Source organism: Winogradskyella psychrotolerans (assembly GCF_018860545.1).
Taxonomy (GTDB): Bacteria; Bacteroidota; Bacteroidia; order Flavobacteriales; family Flavobacteriaceae; genus Winogradskyella; species Winogradskyella psychrotolerans_A.
Genome location: NZ_JAHKPN010000014.1, coordinates 113165 through 130166 on the forward strand (window position 1 = coordinate 113165; position 17002 = coordinate 130166).

Annotated in this window: 16 protein-coding genes; 3 read left to right on the plus strand and 13 right to left on the minus strand. The window is 33.8% G+C overall.

Annotated elements, in window-relative coordinates:
- Window positions 1-50 precede the first annotated feature (50 nt).
- The 6 genes from KO515_RS07825 to KO515_RS07850 all read right to left on the minus strand — a co-directional run bounded on the left by KO515_RS07825 (window position 51) and on the right by KO515_RS07850 (window position 6584).
- Entirely contained in the window at window positions 51-1091 is a 1041-nt protein-coding gene (locus tag KO515_RS07825) for a vWA domain-containing protein (RefSeq protein WP_215935823.1), read from the minus strand.
- Window positions 1084-2088, minus strand: coding sequence for a vWA domain-containing protein (locus tag KO515_RS07830; protein ID WP_215935824.1), 1005 nt, complete (start codon window positions 2086-2088; stop codon window positions 1084-1086). Before KO515_RS07830 ends, KO515_RS07825 begins: the two co-directional genes overlap by 8 nt.
- Complete coding sequence (locus tag KO515_RS07835) at window positions 2088-3719, minus strand: hypothetical protein (protein WP_252723812.1); 1632 nt, start codon at window positions 3717-3719, stop codon at window positions 2088-2090. The genes KO515_RS07830 and KO515_RS07835 overlap by 1 nt, the downstream gene beginning before the upstream one ends.
- Before the next feature lie 141 nt (window positions 3720-3860).
- Window positions 3861-4724, minus strand: coding sequence for a DUF58 domain-containing protein (locus KO515_RS07840; protein WP_215935825.1), 864 nt, complete (start codon window positions 4722-4724; stop codon window positions 3861-3863).
- Between the two features lie 96 nt (window positions 4725-4820).
- Entirely contained in the window at window positions 4821-5822 is a 1002-nt protein-coding gene (locus tag KO515_RS07845) for an AAA family ATPase (protein ID WP_215935826.1), read from the minus strand.
- Window positions 5823-6014: 192 nt separating this feature from the next.
- Window positions 6015-6584, minus strand: a complete 570-nt coding sequence (locus KO515_RS07850; protein ID WP_215935827.1) for a DUF4382 domain-containing protein — start codon at window positions 6582-6584, stop codon at window positions 6015-6017.
- Between the two features lie 104 nt (window positions 6585-6688).
- Between KO515_RS07850 and KO515_RS07855 the strand changes: the two genes are divergently transcribed.
- The 3 genes from KO515_RS07855 to KO515_RS07865 all read left to right on the plus strand — a co-directional run bounded on the left by KO515_RS07855 (window position 6689) and on the right by KO515_RS07865 (window position 9566).
- A complete protein-coding gene (locus KO515_RS07855; RefSeq protein ID WP_354668273.1) occupies window positions 6689-7552 on the plus strand; it encodes an aldo/keto reductase in 864 nt (287 codons plus the stop codon).
- Window positions 7553-7650: 98 nt separating this feature from the next.
- Window positions 7651-8400 (plus strand): SDR family NAD(P)-dependent oxidoreductase, encoded by a 750-nt coding sequence (locus KO515_RS07860; protein ID WP_215935828.1) that lies wholly within the window; start codon window positions 7651-7653, stop codon window positions 8398-8400.
- A gap of 32 nt (window positions 8401-8432) precedes the next feature.
- Window positions 8433-9566 carry an ATP-binding protein gene (locus tag KO515_RS07865; RefSeq protein ID WP_215935829.1) on the plus strand — a complete coding sequence of 378 codons (1134 nt, stop codon included), beginning with the start codon at window positions 8433-8435 and terminating at the stop codon, window positions 9564-9566.
- Window positions 9567-9782: 216 nt separating this feature from the next.
- Here KO515_RS07865 and KO515_RS07870 read toward each other — a convergent pair whose 3' ends face one another.
- The 7 genes from KO515_RS07870 to amaB form a co-directional block, all read right to left on the minus strand.
- Window positions 9783-10970, minus strand: a complete 1188-nt coding sequence (locus KO515_RS07870) for a DUF1501 domain-containing protein (protein WP_215935830.1) — start codon at window positions 10968-10970, stop codon at window positions 9783-9785.
- A gap of 2 nt (window positions 10971-10972) precedes the next feature.
- Window positions 10973-12334 carry a DUF1800 domain-containing protein gene (locus KO515_RS07875; RefSeq protein WP_215935831.1) on the minus strand — a complete coding sequence of 454 codons (1362 nt, stop codon included), beginning with the start codon at window positions 12332-12334 and terminating at the stop codon, window positions 10973-10975.
- Window positions 12335-12457: 123 nt separating this feature from the next.
- The gene (locus tag KO515_RS07880; RefSeq protein ID WP_215935832.1) at window positions 12458-13162 is read right to left on the minus strand and encodes a hypothetical protein; all 705 of its coding nucleotides are present in this window, start codon (window positions 13160-13162) and stop codon (window positions 12458-12460) included.
- A complete protein-coding gene (locus KO515_RS07885; protein WP_215935833.1) occupies window positions 13140-13835 on the minus strand; it encodes a carboxypeptidase-like regulatory domain-containing protein in 696 nt (231 codons plus the stop codon). The genes KO515_RS07880 and KO515_RS07885 overlap by 23 nt, the downstream gene beginning before the upstream one ends.
- Window positions 13836-14030: 195 nt before the next feature.
- Window positions 14031-14594, minus strand: coding sequence for a hypothetical protein (locus tag KO515_RS07890; RefSeq protein ID WP_215935834.1), 564 nt, complete (start codon window positions 14592-14594; stop codon window positions 14031-14033).
- A gap of 162 nt (window positions 14595-14756) precedes the next feature.
- Window positions 14757-15281: a hypothetical protein gene (locus KO515_RS07895; RefSeq protein ID WP_215935835.1), complete on the minus strand. Its 525-nt coding sequence runs from the start codon at window positions 15279-15281 to the stop codon at window positions 14757-14759.
- Between the two features lie 10 nt (window positions 15282-15291).
- A complete protein-coding gene (gene amaB, locus KO515_RS07900; protein ID WP_215935836.1) occupies window positions 15292-16845 on the minus strand; it encodes an L-piperidine-6-carboxylate dehydrogenase in 1554 nt (517 codons plus the stop codon).
- Window positions 16846-17002: the final 157 nt, after the last annotated feature.

The following is a 17002-nucleotide window of genomic DNA, read 5'->3' on the forward strand; positions in this document are numbered from 1 at the left end:
AAAAAAGTCTCATTGAACATATTCTACACAGAACCTCCTGATTAATTCTTTTAGATATATGTTTCGTTAAATAAATTTAACTTCTTTAACCACGCTGTTTTTCGTTCTAAGAATAAGATATCAATGAATAGCAATAGAATTCCAAAAGCTAAAAACCACTGAAATTGATCTTTAAAATCTGCAATTTGTTTGGACTCAAATTCTTGTTTATCCATTTTATCTAATTCTTCTTTTATAGTTTTTACAACCTCTGCTGTATTACTTCCATTAATGTAAACCCCATTGGCTTCGGCTGCAATTTCTTTTAAAGTAGATTCGTCTAATCGCGTAATTACTGTTTCTCCCTGATTATCTTTTTTATAATTTAAAACAACCCCATTACGTTTTATAGGAATTGGCCCTCCTTTAGTATCACCAACACCTATAGTTAAAATTCGTATACCTTGCTCAGCAGCTTCTTCTGCTACATTTAAAGCTTCACCATCATGATCTTCCCCATCTGATATAATAATTAAAACACGGTTGGCCTGATCTTCATTATCAAAATAAGATTTAGACAATTGAATGGCCTCACTAATAGCTGTTCCCTGAGAAGACATCATATCAGTATTCATGTTTTGTAAAAACATTTTAGCCGACGCATGGTCTGTCGTAATAGGCAATTGTGGAAAAGCTTTCCCTGCATAAGCAATAATTCCCACACGATCACTTACTAAACTATTTACAATTTGCGTCACTAACTGCTTTGATTTGTCTAAACGATTTGGCGCAATATCTTCAGCTAACATACTTTTAGAAACATCGACGGCGAAAACCACATCGACTCCTTCGCTACGAATCGTCTCTAACTTAGTTCCTATTTTAGGGTTAACCAACGCCAAAGACAAGCAAGCAAACGCACAACAAAGCACAAAAACTTTTAAAACACTTTTAAATAGCGATTGATTAGGACTCAAACGCTTTAACAAAGCAGAATCTGCAAATTTTTTCTGTACAGAGCGTCTCCAAACCTGAAGCGCTATAAACAGCAAAATGATTACTGGAATTACCAGTAACGTCCAAAACCATATGTTTTCATCGAGTCTAAACAAAGCTTCTAAATTTTGTGTATCGCAATATTAATTCTATCAATAATAATAAGCCTGCCAACAGTACTAATGGCCTGTATTTTTCGTCGTAATTGTAATATTTTGTTTCTTCAACTTCTGTTTTTTCAAGCTTATTAATTTCATCATAAATTTCGGCTAACTTATCGTTGTTTGTAGCTCTAAAATATTTCCCTCCCGTTTCTAATGCAATTTCTTTCAATAACGCTTCGTCAATTTCAACTTGCATTCTACCGTATCTAAATGTTCCATTAGGGTTAAAACCAATTGGAGATAATGCCATTCCGTTTGTACCTAATCCAATTGCATAAACCTTAATACCATATTCTACAGCCAATTCACTTGCAATTTTTGGATCAATAAATCCTGAGTTATTCACACCATCCGTCAGTAAAATAATAACCTTACTTTTCGCTCTACTATCTTTTAATCTGTTAACAGAGGTTGCTAAACCCATACCAATTGCCGTTCCTCCTTCAATAATAGAATTGTAATTAATATCTCTAAGCGATCGTTTAACAATCGATTTATCACTTGTAATTGGTGTCTTCGTGTAGGCTTCACCAGCATATTCTACCAAACCTATCCGGTCATTAGGACGACCGTCTATAAAATCCGCAGCTACTTCCTTTAATGCATCTAATCGATTAGGACGTAAATCCTTTGCCAACATACTTGCAGAAACGTCTATTGCCATCACAATATCTATTCCGCTCGTCGTTTTAGTTTTGGTAGACACATCAACCGTTCTTGGTCGTGCTATGGCTACTATTAAAAGCGCTAATGCAATTAAACGCAATGCAAAAAGTAGGTGTCTAAAATTGGACCAAAAAGTAGATGATCCTTTGAAACCTTTAATGCTCGACATTTTTAACTCAGCCGTTTGTTTACTATGCTTAAGCACATACCAAACTATGGCTATTGGCAGAAGCAACAGTAACCAAAAAAATTCCTTATTTAAAAATTGTATATTCTCTAACATTATTCTTTCTCTTCTTGAGGCTCTTCAGATTTTAGCTCTATAGAGTTTGTAATCCGTTCAATCATTTCATCTGCATAAGCATCATCTTTAGACCAAGTAATGACAATCTGTTGTAATACATTTTCATTAGAAAAACATAATAACAGATACTCTGCATTTATTACATCATTTGTCCCAGGTGCTTTAAGGTTTAACGTACCAAATGTTTTTAAACCTTCAGCATTATTAGGCGTAATAAATTTATCCGTCTTCACGGTAATATCTGTCGCTCCTTTTGCTTCAAAACCTTTAATGGATTCTTCAGACACCTTTAACAAATCGAATGTTGGTTTATCTGCACTTTCGGCTTGCGGTGCTTGTTTTGGCACTTTAAGCGTTGTTGTATTGATAACTACACTAAAAGCATCTAACATGGTGCCATAGGCAAAAGTCGTCATGTTGAGTTGCTCCTTAGCTTCTTCTGGAATTGGAGATTCTACACGTTTTAAAACTTTCGGCGTCTCAATCCAAACAGGCGGAAAACCATAGGCACTTTTTACCCAATCTCCTTCTAATAACTCTTTACTTTCATGACCAATAATGGTATCTTTTACATATCCAAAGCCATATTTTATTCCAAAACCAACAAAAGTTGCGATGATTAGAAATATTGAAATACCAACGGTCATCCAGATTTTTCTACGCTTCTTTTTACGCTCTTGCGCTTCCTTATATTTTTGGTCTAATAATTTCTCTTCTTCAGACGGTTCTGGCAAGCTTACTTTTACATTATCAATAGCTTTATCTATTGTAGATTTATCCATTTCTGCAAGTGCTGTATCTGGTGCAGACTTAGCAAACTTAACCAAATCGGCACGTTGCAATATGGATTCAATATGTAAGATGGTTTCTTTTGAAAGCGGAACTTGATTCCCTTCTTTCAACAACTTTAATCTGGCAATAAGCTCTGATGTTGTACTTTCTAAAGCACGATCATACACTTTTTCATCTAAATATTTTCTGATGATAAAGGTCAGTTCTGAATAATACTCCTTGACTTCAGAACGCATTAAAAGCTGGCTTTCATCAAGTTTCTGCAATGCTAACTTTGCGCGATCATAAGGTGGTAATAATGCAATTTCTTCTTCCTCAGTTAATGGCTTTGTTCTCCAAATAAACCAATACAGTAGAAAAGCGACCAATCCAATTGCTAAAACGGCAATTAACAACCATTTCCACCAATCACTTCCACTTTGTTCAACTTCAATAATAGGTTTAATATCATAAAGTTTCTGTTTGCTTGTATCAACCTCAATAGTATTAACCTCAACTTTTAAAGAATCTGTAAAAAAAGATTGCTCTCCGATTATAATTTTTTGTCTTGGAATGGTATAGGCTCCTGAATCGAATTGCGTTAACTTATAAATCCTTGACAGTAAAAATTTCGCTTCACGCTTTGTCGTATCTATTTTTAAAGCTTCAACATTTTCTAAAGGCATAAAAGTTTGACCTTCTGGAAACACAACTAAAGCTAAGGAATCTGCTTCAACATTAATTTTATAGTTGATTTGCTCACCAATTCTTATCTTAGTGGTATCTATTTCTGTTGAAACTTGCGCTGAAGATAAAAAAGAACCCAGAAAAAAGAACATAATAAATAGACCGAAGACCGAAGACCGAAGCCCCACGACTGATGCGTTCTTATTTTTTATTAATATGCTACTTATATATTTTAAACTTTTCACTTTGCGTTTCTTACTTTGTACTTCTTACTTTTCACTTCCTAGTAATTATTATCTGCGTTTAAAATAGCCTAAGAGTTTTTTAACATAGCTCTCATCCACACGGCAATCAATAACTCCGGCTCCAGACTTAGCAAAACTATCTTTAAAGTAGCTCACTTTTTCGTTGTAAAATTTACTATAGTCCTGTCTTACTTTTTTAGACCCTGTATTCACAAGCATCATTTCACCTGTTTCCACATCTTCCATTTGTACCATTCCTATATTTGGAATGGCTTCTTCGTGCTTATCGTAAACTCTAATACCAGTAATATCGTGTCTGCCAGATGCTATTTTGAGATTCTGTTTATAATCGTCTCCAACAAAATCAGACAGCACAAAAACAATGGCCTTTTTCTTCATAACATTAGACAAAAACTTAAGTCCTTCTGCTATATTAGTGTTTTTACTTTTAGATTCATGCTCTAACAATTCACGAATGATTCTTAACACATGAGAACGTCCTTTTTTAGGCGGAATATAAAGCTCTATCTGATCTGAAAATAAGATTAACCCGATTTTATCGTTGTTCTGAGTTGCCGAAAACGCTAATGTTGCTGCTATTTCAGTAACAATCTCATCTTTAAACTGGTTTTTTGTTCCAAACAACTCACTTCCCGAAACATCCACCATAAGCATCATGGTAAGCTCTCGTTCTTCTTCAAAAACTTTAATATGTGGCTCATTGGTTCTTGCCGTAACATTCCAATCTATATTTCTAACATCATCACCAAATTGGTATTGGCGCACTTCAGAAAACGTCATACCACGACCTTTGAAGGTTGAGTGATATTCACCTCCAAATATGTGATCAGACAATCGACGTGTCTTAATCTCTATTTTTCGTACTTTTTTTAGAAGTTCTTTAGTGTCCATTTTTTTGTTTTGTCATTCCGCATTTCATACGAAATCTATCAAATTAAATATTCTATAAATGATAATGAGATTCCTGCCTTCGCAGGAATGACAAGGCTATGGTACTTCGATTTCGTTTACTATCTTATTGATAATATCCTCAGAAGTGATGTTTTCAGCCTCAGCTTCATAAGTAATTCCTATTCTATGACGTAAAACATCATGAACAATGGCACGTACATCTTCTGGAATTACGTAACCTCTTCGCTTAATAAAAGCATAACATTTAGCCGCTGTAGCTAAATTTATACTACCACGTGGAGAGGCTCCAAAAGAAATTAAAGGTTTTAAATCACCTAGCTTATATTTTTCAGGATAACGTGTAGCGAAAATAATATCGAGAATATATTTTTCGATTTTCTCATCCATATAAACATCTCTAACGGCATTTTGCGCACTTAGAATCTGAGCGATAGACACCACAGGATTTACCTTTTCGTAAGAGCCTTTTAAGTTCGCTCTAACAATTTGTTGCTCATCGTCTATAGTAGGGTAATCGATTACTGTTTTTAGCATAAAACGATCCACTTGCGCTTCTGGCAATGGATATGTTCCCTCTTGCTCTACTGGGTTCATTGTTGCCATAACTAAGAAGGGCTTGTCTAAAACAAAGGTTTCATCACCGATAGTAACTTGTTTTTCTTGCATGGCTTCAAGTAAAGCAGACTGCACTTTTGCTGGTGCTCTGTTAATCTCATCTGCTAAAACAAAATTGGCGAAAATTGGTCCTTTTTTAATGGTGAAGTCATTCTCTTTCACATTAAAAATTAATGTACCAACAACATCTGCAGGTAATAAATCTGGTGTAAACTGAATTCTACTAAAGCTAGCATCAATCGCTTTTGAAAGCGTATTAATTGCTAAGGTTTTTGCCAAACCTGGCACACCCTCTAATAAAATATGACCTTGACCTAATAAACCGATGAGTAATCGCTCTACCATATGCTTTTGTCCAACAATTACCTTATTCATTTCAAAGGTTAGTAAATCTACAAATGCACTTTCTCTTTCTATCTTTTCGTTAATTGATTTAATATCAACTGTACTCGTTTCTTCCATTATTTAAGGGTTTAAGAACAAATCTATTTTTAATACCATTTTTGGAATACCTCCAACAAATGGTTATGTTATTTTTAGAGGATGCAAAGTGTTAAAATTTTTCGTTAGTTGCTGTTAACAATTGGTTAAAAAAAGAAAGAGTAACACCGAAGTATTACTCTTTTTATAAGTATCAATCATGGATTAGGATAATTAATATTCAATTTGTCTTATTTCTGTATATATTTTCGGGTTTAAAATCATCATATTTTCATCTTCATCAAACCATATAGATTCATCTAAATTAAGATTGATACTAACATCATAAATATGATTGCCCTGTACTTCTGATTTTACCACGTTTGAAGCGGTTGTATTTCCTTTTTCAACAACATCTAAACTCACTAAGATTTGATTTATATCCATAAAGCTATTATCTCCTAACACCAGTCTAATTTCATAAATGTATGCTGGTTCTATTTCAAAAGAATCCACTAAAAGTAATTCGGAATCATTTTTTAAATCACTAACATTTTGAATTCCTGTGTTGATAGCATTTAAACTCATCCATGCATTTGGTGCCGTACCATCTTCTTTTACGCGTACTTGTACATCTTCAAGATCTAGAAAAACAGCATTAAGATCACCTTCAGTACTTTTAAGGCTCACTGAAATAGCAGCTAATTGGTCATTGCTATCCATCTCGTCTTTAGAGCAGCTTGTCGTAGTTAATAACACTAAAAACGCGATCGTAAAAATTTTAAGAATTTGTAAATGCTTCATGATTTGGGGTTTTGAATAATTACAGGTCAATGATACTTTAATCTGATTGTTTTGAGTATTTTTATGCATGAATTGCAAAAAAAACCGTACAAACTGAAAATAAAGTGAAATATTCTCGATTAATTGCAGGTACCATGACCTGGGGAAGCTGGGGGAAACAGCTTTCCAAAAAAGAGATAGAAGCTTTGATGAACTTCTGCATTACTAACCACATCACCACGTTCGATCATGCTGATATTTATGGTGGCTATACGACCGAAGCCAATTTTGGCAAAGCATTTAAGGACGCTAGCATTAAACGTGAAGACATTCAATTGATTTCAAAATGTGGCATTCAATTACAAGGCGATGCTCGAAATAACACCGTTAAACATTATAACTACAGTAAAGACTATATTATATGGTCTGCTGAAGAGTCATTAAAACATCTTGAAACTGAGTATTTAGATTTACTGTTACTACACAGACCGAGTCCATTAATGGTTGCTGACGAGATTGCAGAAGCGATAACGATACTAAAAAAAGACGGGAAGATTAGAGATTTTGGAGTCTCTAATTTTACACCATCGCAAATGGACATGATTGGTCTACGCATGGATATTGACGTCAATCAGATAGAATATTCATTAACAGAGCATGCCGCAATGCACAACGGCACTTTAGATTTTATGATAACCAACGGCATAAAACCAATGGCTTGGTCACCTCTAGGTTCTGTATTTAAAGATGACAACGAACAAACGAGACGTATCCACAAACAACTTGGCGCCTTAATGGATAAATATAACGCCACAGAAGATCAGTTGCTATTGGCTTGGATTATGAAGCATCCATCTCAAATTCATCCTGTGGTTGGAACAACAACAAAGGAACGCTTGAAGCTTGCGATAGAAGCTACTAAAATTGAATTAGAATTGGAAGATTGGTTTTTAATATTAGAAGCTGCGCAAGGGTGTGAGGTACCTTAACTCTGTTTTTAGTCACAGTTTGTATTGGCACACTTAAAGGATTAGATATTATAAATTACAACTATTAAAATTCCTAATTTATAAGGAATAACAGTCATATGAAAAAAACAGCTCTTATTACAGGTGCAACTAGTGGTATTGGCAGAGCAACGGCTCACGAATTTGCCAAACATGGTATTAATTTAATATTATGCGGTCGCAGACAAGATCGCCTAGATAGTGTACAAAAGGCCTTATCTAGAGAAACAGAAGTACACACCTTAAATTTTGATGTGCGCGATAGAGAACAAACATTTAAAGCTATTGCATCGTTACCAAAAGCATTTCAAAATATAGATATCTTAATCAACAACGCAGGAAATGCACATGGCTTAGACCCTATCCAAACCGGAAATTTAGACGATTGGGATGCTATGATGGACATTAATGTAAAAGGATTGCTCTATGTTAGCAAAGCGATTATACCCGGTATGACCGAACGAAAATCCGGACACATTATTAACATAGGATCTTCTGCTGGAAAAGAAGTGTATCCTAGTGGCAATGTCTATTGTGGTAGTAAGCATGCGGTTTTAGCAATAACAGAAGGTATGAGAATTGATTTGAATCCTTTTGGAATTAAAGTTGGAGCTATTAATCCTGGCTTGGTAGAAACGGAATTTTCTGAAGTTAGATTTAAAGGAGGTGCAGCAGCCGATAATGTCTATAAAGGCTATAAAGCTTTACAAGCAGAAGACGTTGCAGAAGTCATTTATTTTGCGATCTCTAGACCAGCGCATGTAAATATTGCTGATGTGTTAATGTTCTGTACGGCTCAAGCTAGTTCTACGATTGTGAAAAAAGATTAATTAATAAGATTTCTCCTTTCGCAGGAAGTTGTATGATCAACAAAAGACTTCTCATAAAACACTTACTTGCTCACAATGATGAGAATAGTTTTTATGACAAAAAGCGAAAAATAAATATTAGTCAGAAAGAAGGAAAAGCCAAGTTCTTAAAGCATGTGTGTGCGCTTTCTAATAGCAACCCTAAAAACAACTCATTTATTGTTATTGGCGTAGAAGATGAAGATAATAGGATTATTGGTGTCGATTTTTTTGATGATAGTAAAATTCAGAATCTTATTAATGCTTATCTCAATAACCCACCAATCGTACAATACGAAAACATTCCTTTTCCACATTTGCCAGACGACAAAGTTGTTGGACTAGTCACCATTAGACCTAATGATGAGATTACATCCCTCAGAAAAAATATATGGAAATATTATGGTGGTTCCGTATTTTTTAGAGATGGTAGCATAAGCATGCCCAAGGTTTTTGATATTGAAATTAAAGATGTTAATTCTAAAATCGTGGCAGCTATAGAAAATAATGCCCAAAATAGCATTGAATTAACACTTGATGGTGTTTTCGATTTTATGAATAAACGTCAGGATTTTAGCCCTCAATACAAAGTCTTCAAAGAATACTTTGTACTCTGTTGGTCTGGTGCTAAAAAACATGTAAAAAATGAACTCTTTTTTTCTAGGGTAGATATTGAATTAATCAATGAACAAGTACGTCTGTTTTATTCAGCCTTAGATGAAGTGTCTATTTCTTATACTGAAGACACGTTTAAAATAATAGAATATGTTAGGCTCGGTTTATACCAATCCTATAAATATTACCAACTAGAAGAAACCATTATTCACTTTGAAAACAATGGCAATTACTCCATTGAAGTTAACCTAATTTTTGAACCCCCACAGTTTGATAAAAAAGTATTGCACCATATTTATAATGCCAATAATACTATTTTAGAAAAGCTTAAAAAAAAGCTAGAATTATCCAAAATTGAAACCGATGATTTAAAGAATTTAGCGGCCAGTTATTTAATATGTTATCTCAATGGGTTTGATCTGGCCTTACAAAAACTGGAAGATCTTAAACCACATCTAAAGCGCTTTAATTTAGAACTATACTATTCTTTCAAAGAAACCATGCGTATTTTAAGAAAAGTAAAATATAGTTAGTTCGTCGTTAATAATTGAAATTTCATCCTCTTTTTTAGCATCTTATCGAAGTAACTATAAAAACGATACTGATTATACATTTTTTTCTACCATTCATCATAAATTTTGCTGACCACAGAAAATATTAACCATATTTGTAATGCTATTAATCAATTACCAAACCTTGTTTCTCTAAAGCCAAAAGCTCTAAATTGAAACAAGGTTTTTTTTATGTTTTTAAATGAAATCCAACAGGTTTTGGCGGCTAGGAATAATCCCTTCTGCAGAAACATTCATCCATTGTGAAAGAATAGTGGTGTAAATCGATCTAAAATCTATACTATATTTTAAATCGCCATTATTGTCTAAATCGCTTAAACTTGCTAAACTATTGTAGAAACCAGCTTTCTTTAAGTTTTTACCAATAACAAAAACATTATTAGCCGAACCATGATCCGTTCCATTAGCAGCATTTTGTTTAACGCGTCTTCCGAATTCTGAGAAGGTTAAAATCAAAGTATCTTCAAATGTTCCATTTCGCTTTAAATCATTTATAAAAGCCGAAACACTTTCTGCATATTGCGATAATAATCGCGTTTGTTTGCTATTTTGATTCGCATGGGTATCAAACCCTCCAAGCGACGTATAAAACACCTTTGTACCTAAATCAGAATTAATAAATTGGGCTACATTTTTAAGTTGTTTTGCAAAGGAGTTTTGCGGATAGCTTTCTTGTGATGTTTTAACATCCGTATTTTCAAAAATATAATTCGCAGACGACTTTGCATCAATCATAGTTTGGTATAAATACCCTAAATTATGCTCACTTAAATGTGTGTCGTTATAATGACTTAATACATTTTTGAAATACGGATCTTTTGCCGATTTATACAATACTCTAAAATCATTGGTTGCCATACCATTAAAATGTTCCCCTTTCATAGCTAGACTGAGCTGCTCATCAATTTCTATGGCATTGTAGGATTGTTTTCCATGCTGATCTAAGTAACGCCCTAGCCAACCGCTTTGCAAATACTCATCTGATCCACTTGCCGTTTGCCAAATATCCATAGACCTAAAATGCGAGCGCACAGGATTTGGATAACCGACATTATTGATAATGGACAACTCACCATTGTCATACAAGGCACGTAATGGTTGCAAACTTGGATGAAACCCTAAATCGTCAGTTAATTTAATTATATCTTTAGAGATGGCTAATTTTGGCCTGGCATTGTAATACAAATCATTTTGATGTGGAATTATAGTATTTAAGCCATCATTTCCACCAGCCAATTGCACAATTACCAAACGTTTGTAACCCAAGTGTTCTGTTGCTACAGACTCAAATGCTTTTACAAAATTAGGCACAAAAAACAAGCTGCTTGCTAAAGCTGAATTCTTAAGAAATTTTCGTCTATCCATAACTAACACATTTGATATTCTGGTAAGGACATTAACTGAACGCAATACTCTCGTTTAGACACTTTACTCAGCGTTTGCAAATAATCTGCCGTTCCTTTATTAATTGCTCCTTGAATGATATAATCTTGAAGCTCTTCTGTGGATACCGCTTCAAAATTCTCTAAAAAAGTAGTCCAATCTGGTGTGGTTTTAAAAGGCAATCTACCCTTGTGCTTTGTCATGAATTTCTTTTTAAATTCATCATGTTCACCTGAAGCAATTAAAGCATTATTTAAAATTACGGAAGGCAATTTTAAACGTATCATAATAGTATTGGCATCAATCCAAGCTTTATCACCTTTCCAGCCAGCGACATTTGGTGGATCTAATAAGGTTTGACCGAGGATTTTTTGAATTTTAAAAAGATCTCTTTCGCTTTCAAATGTAACAGGAACTGTATTAGTTAGGCCTACTAAATATTCTATTGGCGATTTTATTTTTGAACCCATATTTACCTCATCATAAAACCAATCTGACAGAAACACAAAACGCATTAGATTTTCAATATTATAATCTTTAAAAAACACCTCCGTCATCGCGTTGATATGTTTTTTATTCGGTTTTGGATTTACAAAATAACGGTAGATTTTATCTGAAATATAGGCGGCACATTGTTTGTTTTCGAGAATAATATCGATAATATCATCTCCATCATAATTTCCTATATGATTAAAAAATAGCTTAGAGTTATTATCATGATGATTTTCTTTATGTACAAAATTCCCTCCAAAATCATGATTATAGCCTGTAAAGGCCCTCGCACATTCTTTTATGTCTTTTTCAGAATACTGTCCTTCTCCTAATGTAAACAACTCCATTAATTCCCGTGCAAAATTCTCATTAGGTCTAGCTTTTTTATTTTGCTTTCCATTGAGATATCTAAGCATTGCGGCTTCTTTAGAAATAGCTTTTACAAAATCTCTAAAATCACCTAGCGCAAAGTACCTAAGCGTATTATTGTATTGCTCAGCATATAATGGATTTCTCTCTCTGCATACAAAATGATTAGCCCAAAACAACGTCATGCGTTCTCTAAGTAACTCACTAGGATTAACTAATCGTTTCACCCAAGCGACATTGAACTCCAAAATTTTCTTTACTCCTTTTTGATTAATTTCTCTCGCTAATTCTGGGAAGTTTTTAAGATCAATTGGTTTAATACCATCTAAATATGACAGATCTATATTTAGTGAAGTAAAAGCTTTAGAAGACTCAAAAAGTGCTTCAACTACCGATGCCCTATGTTTAGATAGGGTCACATTAGACTTTGGGTGTATTCCAAAGCCTGCGCGCCAATACAAATGCTGAAGTTGTTGCTGTGTCATATATAATAAGACTTCATATGTCGCTAATGGTTTAACTCACAGTTCTTAAAATAAGAAAAAACGTCTATATTATAAACGATTTTTCAAATTAAATATTTTTGAATCAGCAATAAATCTAAAAAATCAATTTATAAATCTTGATATTAAATCGCGATTACCGATTGTAAAAACGAGACCAACTCCTATGGAATGATACTTTCCTTTACCAAAAAAATCATCTAACTGAAATGGCACGTCAATGTTTGTTTTACTGACATTATAAGCATAATCGACATAAATCATAAAATGACTCGCCAACTCATAATGAAGGTATACTCCATAACGATTTAACTTGGCTGAATCATGTTGTTCAGCAATATCAGCCGTGCTAAACCCTGTATTTTTATAATCTAAATCCCCATCAATAGACATATTAAGACCTAACCTTAATTTATCAGTCGGTAAAAACTCATAGCCAAAGTAGGCATAGTTTTCAGCAATTCTCGATTTTCTATAGCTCCCTACAAGCTCTTGATTTTTGACATCAAAATAGCTTGCTCCTGTTGCTAGTCCTATAAAAAAATGTTTATACACATACATCTGAAATTTAAAATCGATTCCAGATTTCCCCTCTAAACCTTTACCCATAAAATTATCACCGCTAGTAAAAGGCTTATGACCTCCTATTGTCATCGCAAAAAATCGTTGACGCTGTTCTGAATCAAAAAAGTCACTTCCTATAGTCGTTTCAAACTCATTTTCAATAGCCAACTCTTGAGCAAAACCAATAGAACTATATAAGCAGATACAGGTAAAACAAACAGCGTTAGTAATTGAACGTAAAGTCATAGTTGTCTTGATTAATGGTTATAAACTCTGTTTGTTCTGGTTCGTCATTTATAGAATAAGTGAACGTTACAACTTCACCTAATGGAAGACTAAATAACCATTCAGTATCAGGATTGTTGTCATTGAGAAATTGGCCTAATACATGCTCTTGATAACACGAGCTTTGATATTCATTGAGTGTTGAACCATCATAATATTCTAAACAAAATCCATCTAAATATTTAAAACTATAGCTAAGCGTATTAGATGTACCACTTGTTCTAACTATATCGTAGTTAAAGGTTGCTGTTTTTTTTAAGTTTACTGTTTCTAGATTAAACGTTAAATCTAAAGGTGTAAATTCTAAAGTATTCGTTTTATAGACATAGGTACTATACGCATCACCTCCATCTATTTCAATAGCAAAATCTTCATCCCCATCATATAATGAAATAACAGAAAAATGACCATCGGCATTACTATAACCTTCGCCTAAAATGTATTGATTTTCACTACTACTATAATTACCGCGTTTGGTAAGCACACTAATTTTAGCCTCAGAAATAGGGACATTGTCTTGGTCTCTAATAGTTCCCTCAACTAAAATCCTAGTATTGGCTTCTAGTTGAACTTCACAACTTAAGACCGTCATTAAAAAACACGGTATTAAGAAGAATTTAAATAATAGTTTCATATGTTGAAATAGATCGGTTACATAATAGATGCCATTTGTAAGAAAAGGTTGCGTACTACAATGTTAAAAAAACAAAGCCATATCTTTCGATATGGCTTCATAATATTTATAAAACTTAACCTTAGCTTAAAGATCAAACTTAATCCCTTGTATTAATAATAATACCTTTATTAAAAACAAAATTGAAATTTGTTTTTATGTTGCGCTACTTACCCATTCATATTCCATGTGTAAAATAACAGTTGCCCATTCTCCGTTTGGCGTATAAAACTCTTTTTCTAAAGTTAAATACACTATTCTGTTCTCCCATGTAAAATCTATGAGCTTGGCTTGGTACGTTAGCATAAAATTTTCCTCAAATTCATTTGGCACAAGTGTGACGCTCTCATTTTGTGAATCGATGTTTATTTGCCTTCCCACATCTTTATCCCTTAAGCAATTAGAATACTCTTGATAATTATTAAAATTATTGGAATAAGGAATATCAAAAGCTATTTCCTGAATGTTTCTTTTAATAATAGTGCAATCATAAGACTCCAAATGTTTGGACATATTGCAATATTCAATTTCTTGAAAAAGATCAGTACCCGCTATACCATCACCATTCAAATCAATAGGGTTTTCAAGATAGGCTGCTCTGAGCTCATATCGCCCCAACAATTGATCTAAATAGGCATGATTTTCACTGGGTTTATCATCATTCTTAGTGCATGACATGGATAGACCTAGAAATAATAGTAATGCTATTTTTTTCGTCATAATTAATATTAAACTAAAGTTTAAAATTTATTAAAAAATAATTGAACACCCTTAAAAAGGATGTTAAAATCTTAATTTTCAGAAAATAACAAAACGCAAAACAAATATTAACGACCTCTTTTGAGACAAAAAAAGCCACATCTTTCGATATAGCTTTTATTTTTATTCATTAAAAGGAGGTGGCGGACAAACTGGATAGACAAATTCTTTTGGAATATTATCTCTATGGTTACTCTCATAAAACCCAAAAATATGCTTCCACCAACTTTTTAAAGCGTCGTCCTCACTAAATAAATAGGTAGCATCAACTACATAGTTAGCGCCTGTAATATCTATACTTATAATGGCAGCAAAAAAATATTCAAAACGCGTTTCATCTACTCTTCTCAAAGCAAATAAATTAAAAGCCCAATAGTCTGGATTAACTGATGGCTCTATAAAACTGCCAATAATAATCTTATTTGGCTTGTTATCTAGGGCTTTTTTATAATCGAGTAATCTAGAATACGTCCATGTACCTTCAAGAGGTTTTAACGCTTTTAAATGTTCAATATCACCAATCTTTAGCCTATTCGTAATTGCGCTGCCAATAGAGTCAATTGCTATAAAATCTATGCTGTCTTGCGCATTACCATTGCTTAAAAACAGTAATACAACGACGAACTTAAAAACGTGTAGATTCTTCAAAAATTACTTGTTACAAATCAAACTTAATTCCTTGTGCTAAAGGTAACTCATCAGAATAATTAACCGTATTGGTTTGTCTTCTCATGTATACTTTCCAGGCATCAGAACCAGACTCACGTCCACCACCTGTTTCTTTTTCACCACCAAAAGCACCACCAATTTCAGCACCAGATGTTCCGATGTTGACGTTAGCAATACCACAATCAGAACCAGCATAAGATAAAAACTTCTCTGCTTCTTTCATTTCGTTAGTCATAATGGCTGATGATAAACCTTGAGCCACACCGTTTTGTTTCTCGATGGCATTTTCAACCTCACCAGAATATTTCATTAAGTATAGAATTGGAGCAAATGTTTCGTGTTGAACGATTTCAAAATGATTTTCAGCTTCAATAATTGCTGGTTTTACATAGCAACCGCTTTCATAACCTTCACCTTCTAAAACACCACCTTCAACTAAAACGTTTCCACCTTCAGCTTTTGCTTTTTCAATAGCCGCTAAATAGGTTTCAACTGACTCTTTATCAATTAATGGTCCAACGTGATTGTTTTCATCTAACGGATTACCAATTTTAATTTGGCCGTAAGCACCAACAATGGCATCACGTACTTTATCATAAACTGATTCGTGAATTATTAATCGACGTGTCGATGTACAACGTTGCCCACAGGTACCAACAGCACCAAATACAGCACCAGGAACCACCACTTTTAAGTCGGCCGTTGGTGTAATAATAATAGCATTGTTTCCACCTAATTCTAATAAGGACTTCCCAAAACGTTCTGCCACTGTTTTACCAACTATACGTCCCATTCTTGTAGAACCTGTAGCAGATACTAAAGGAATTCTAAAATCTGTAGTCATCATTTCACCGACTTTGTAGTCTCCATTAATGATACAAGAAATACCTTCTGGTAAGTTATTTTCTTTTAAAATACCTGCAATAATATTCTGACACGCTATTGAACACAACAATGATTTTTCAGACGCTTTCCAAACACAAACATCACCACAAATCCAAGCTAAAGCAGTGTTCCATGCCCAAACCGCAACTGGAAAGTTAAAAGCCGAAATTATGCCAACAACTCCAATAGGATGCCATTGTTCTCTCATCACATGTCCTGGTCTTTCAGAAGGAATCGTTTGCCCATTTAATTGACGAGATAAACCCACAGCAAAATCACAGATATCAATCATTTCTTGAACCTCACCGTAACCTTCTTGCAAAGATTTTCCCATTTCGTAAGAGACCAATTTACCTAACGGTTCTTTTAAGTCTCTTAATTTATTACCAAACTGACGTACAATTTCTCCACGTTGTGGAGCTGGTACATCTCTCCACGTTTTAAATGCGCTAGTAGCAGCATCCATAACTTTGTCGTAATCTGCTCTGGTTGTTGTTTTTACTTTTCCTATTAATTTCCCATCTACTGGTGAATAGGATTCAATAATGTCTCCACTAGAAAAACTATTAGACCCTGTAGAAGAGCCATCATTTATATCGTTAACGCCTAATTGATCTAAGGCTTCTTTTATTCCGAAATCGGTAGCTACTGCTTCCATATTTGCTAATTTTTTATGAATTATTAAAATTTTATGCGAAGTTACTAATAAAATATCAGCTTCAATCATTGCACCATTATCAAAACGGACTTAACCTTAAAACTTTAAAAAATTAAATAAATAGCTCCTATAATTGAGATTAAATTAAGATCTAATG

Coding starts and splice junctions, on each gene's coding strand:
- KO515_RS07830 (WP_215935824.1), bottom strand. CDS start 2,088: ATGTTAGAGAATATACAATTTTTAAATAAGGAATTTTTTTGGTTACTG.
- KO515_RS07835 (WP_252723812.1), bottom strand. CDS start 3,719: ATGTTCTTTTTTCTGGGTTCTTTTTTATCTTCAGCGCAAGTTTCAACA.
- KO515_RS07840 (WP_215935825.1), bottom strand. CDS start 4,724: ATGGACACTAAAGAACTTCTAAAAAAAGTACGAAAAATAGAGATTAAG.
- KO515_RS07845 (WP_215935826.1), bottom strand. CDS start 5,822: ATGGAAGAAACGAGTACAGTTGATATTAAATCAATTAACGAAAAGATA.
- KO515_RS07850 (WP_215935827.1), bottom strand. CDS start 6,584: ATGAAGCATTTACAAATTCTTAAAATTTTTACGATCGCGTTTTTAGTG.
- KO515_RS07860 (WP_215935828.1), top strand. CDS start 7,651: ATGAAAAAAACAGCTCTTATTACAGGTGCAACTAGTGGTATTGGCAGA.
- KO515_RS07865 (WP_215935829.1), top strand. CDS start 8,433: ATGATCAACAAAAGACTTCTCATAAAACACTTACTTGCTCACAATGAT.
- KO515_RS07870 (WP_215935830.1), bottom strand. CDS start 10,970: ATGGATAGACGAAAATTTCTTAAGAATTCAGCTTTAGCAAGCAGCTTG.
- KO515_RS07875 (WP_215935831.1), bottom strand. CDS start 12,334: ATGACACAGCAACAACTTCAGCATTTGTATTGGCGCGCAGGCTTTGGA.
- KO515_RS07880 (WP_215935832.1), bottom strand. CDS start 13,162: ATGACTTTACGTTCAATTACTAACGCTGTTTGTTTTACCTGTATCTGC.
- KO515_RS07885 (WP_215935833.1), bottom strand. CDS start 13,835: ATGAAACTATTATTTAAATTCTTCTTAATACCGTGTTTTTTAATGACG.
- KO515_RS07890 (WP_215935834.1), bottom strand. CDS start 14,594: ATGACGAAAAAAATAGCATTACTATTATTTCTAGGTCTATCCATGTCA.
- amaB (WP_215935836.1), bottom strand. CDS start 16,845: ATGGAAGCAGTAGCTACCGATTTCGGAATAAAAGAAGCCTTAGATCAA.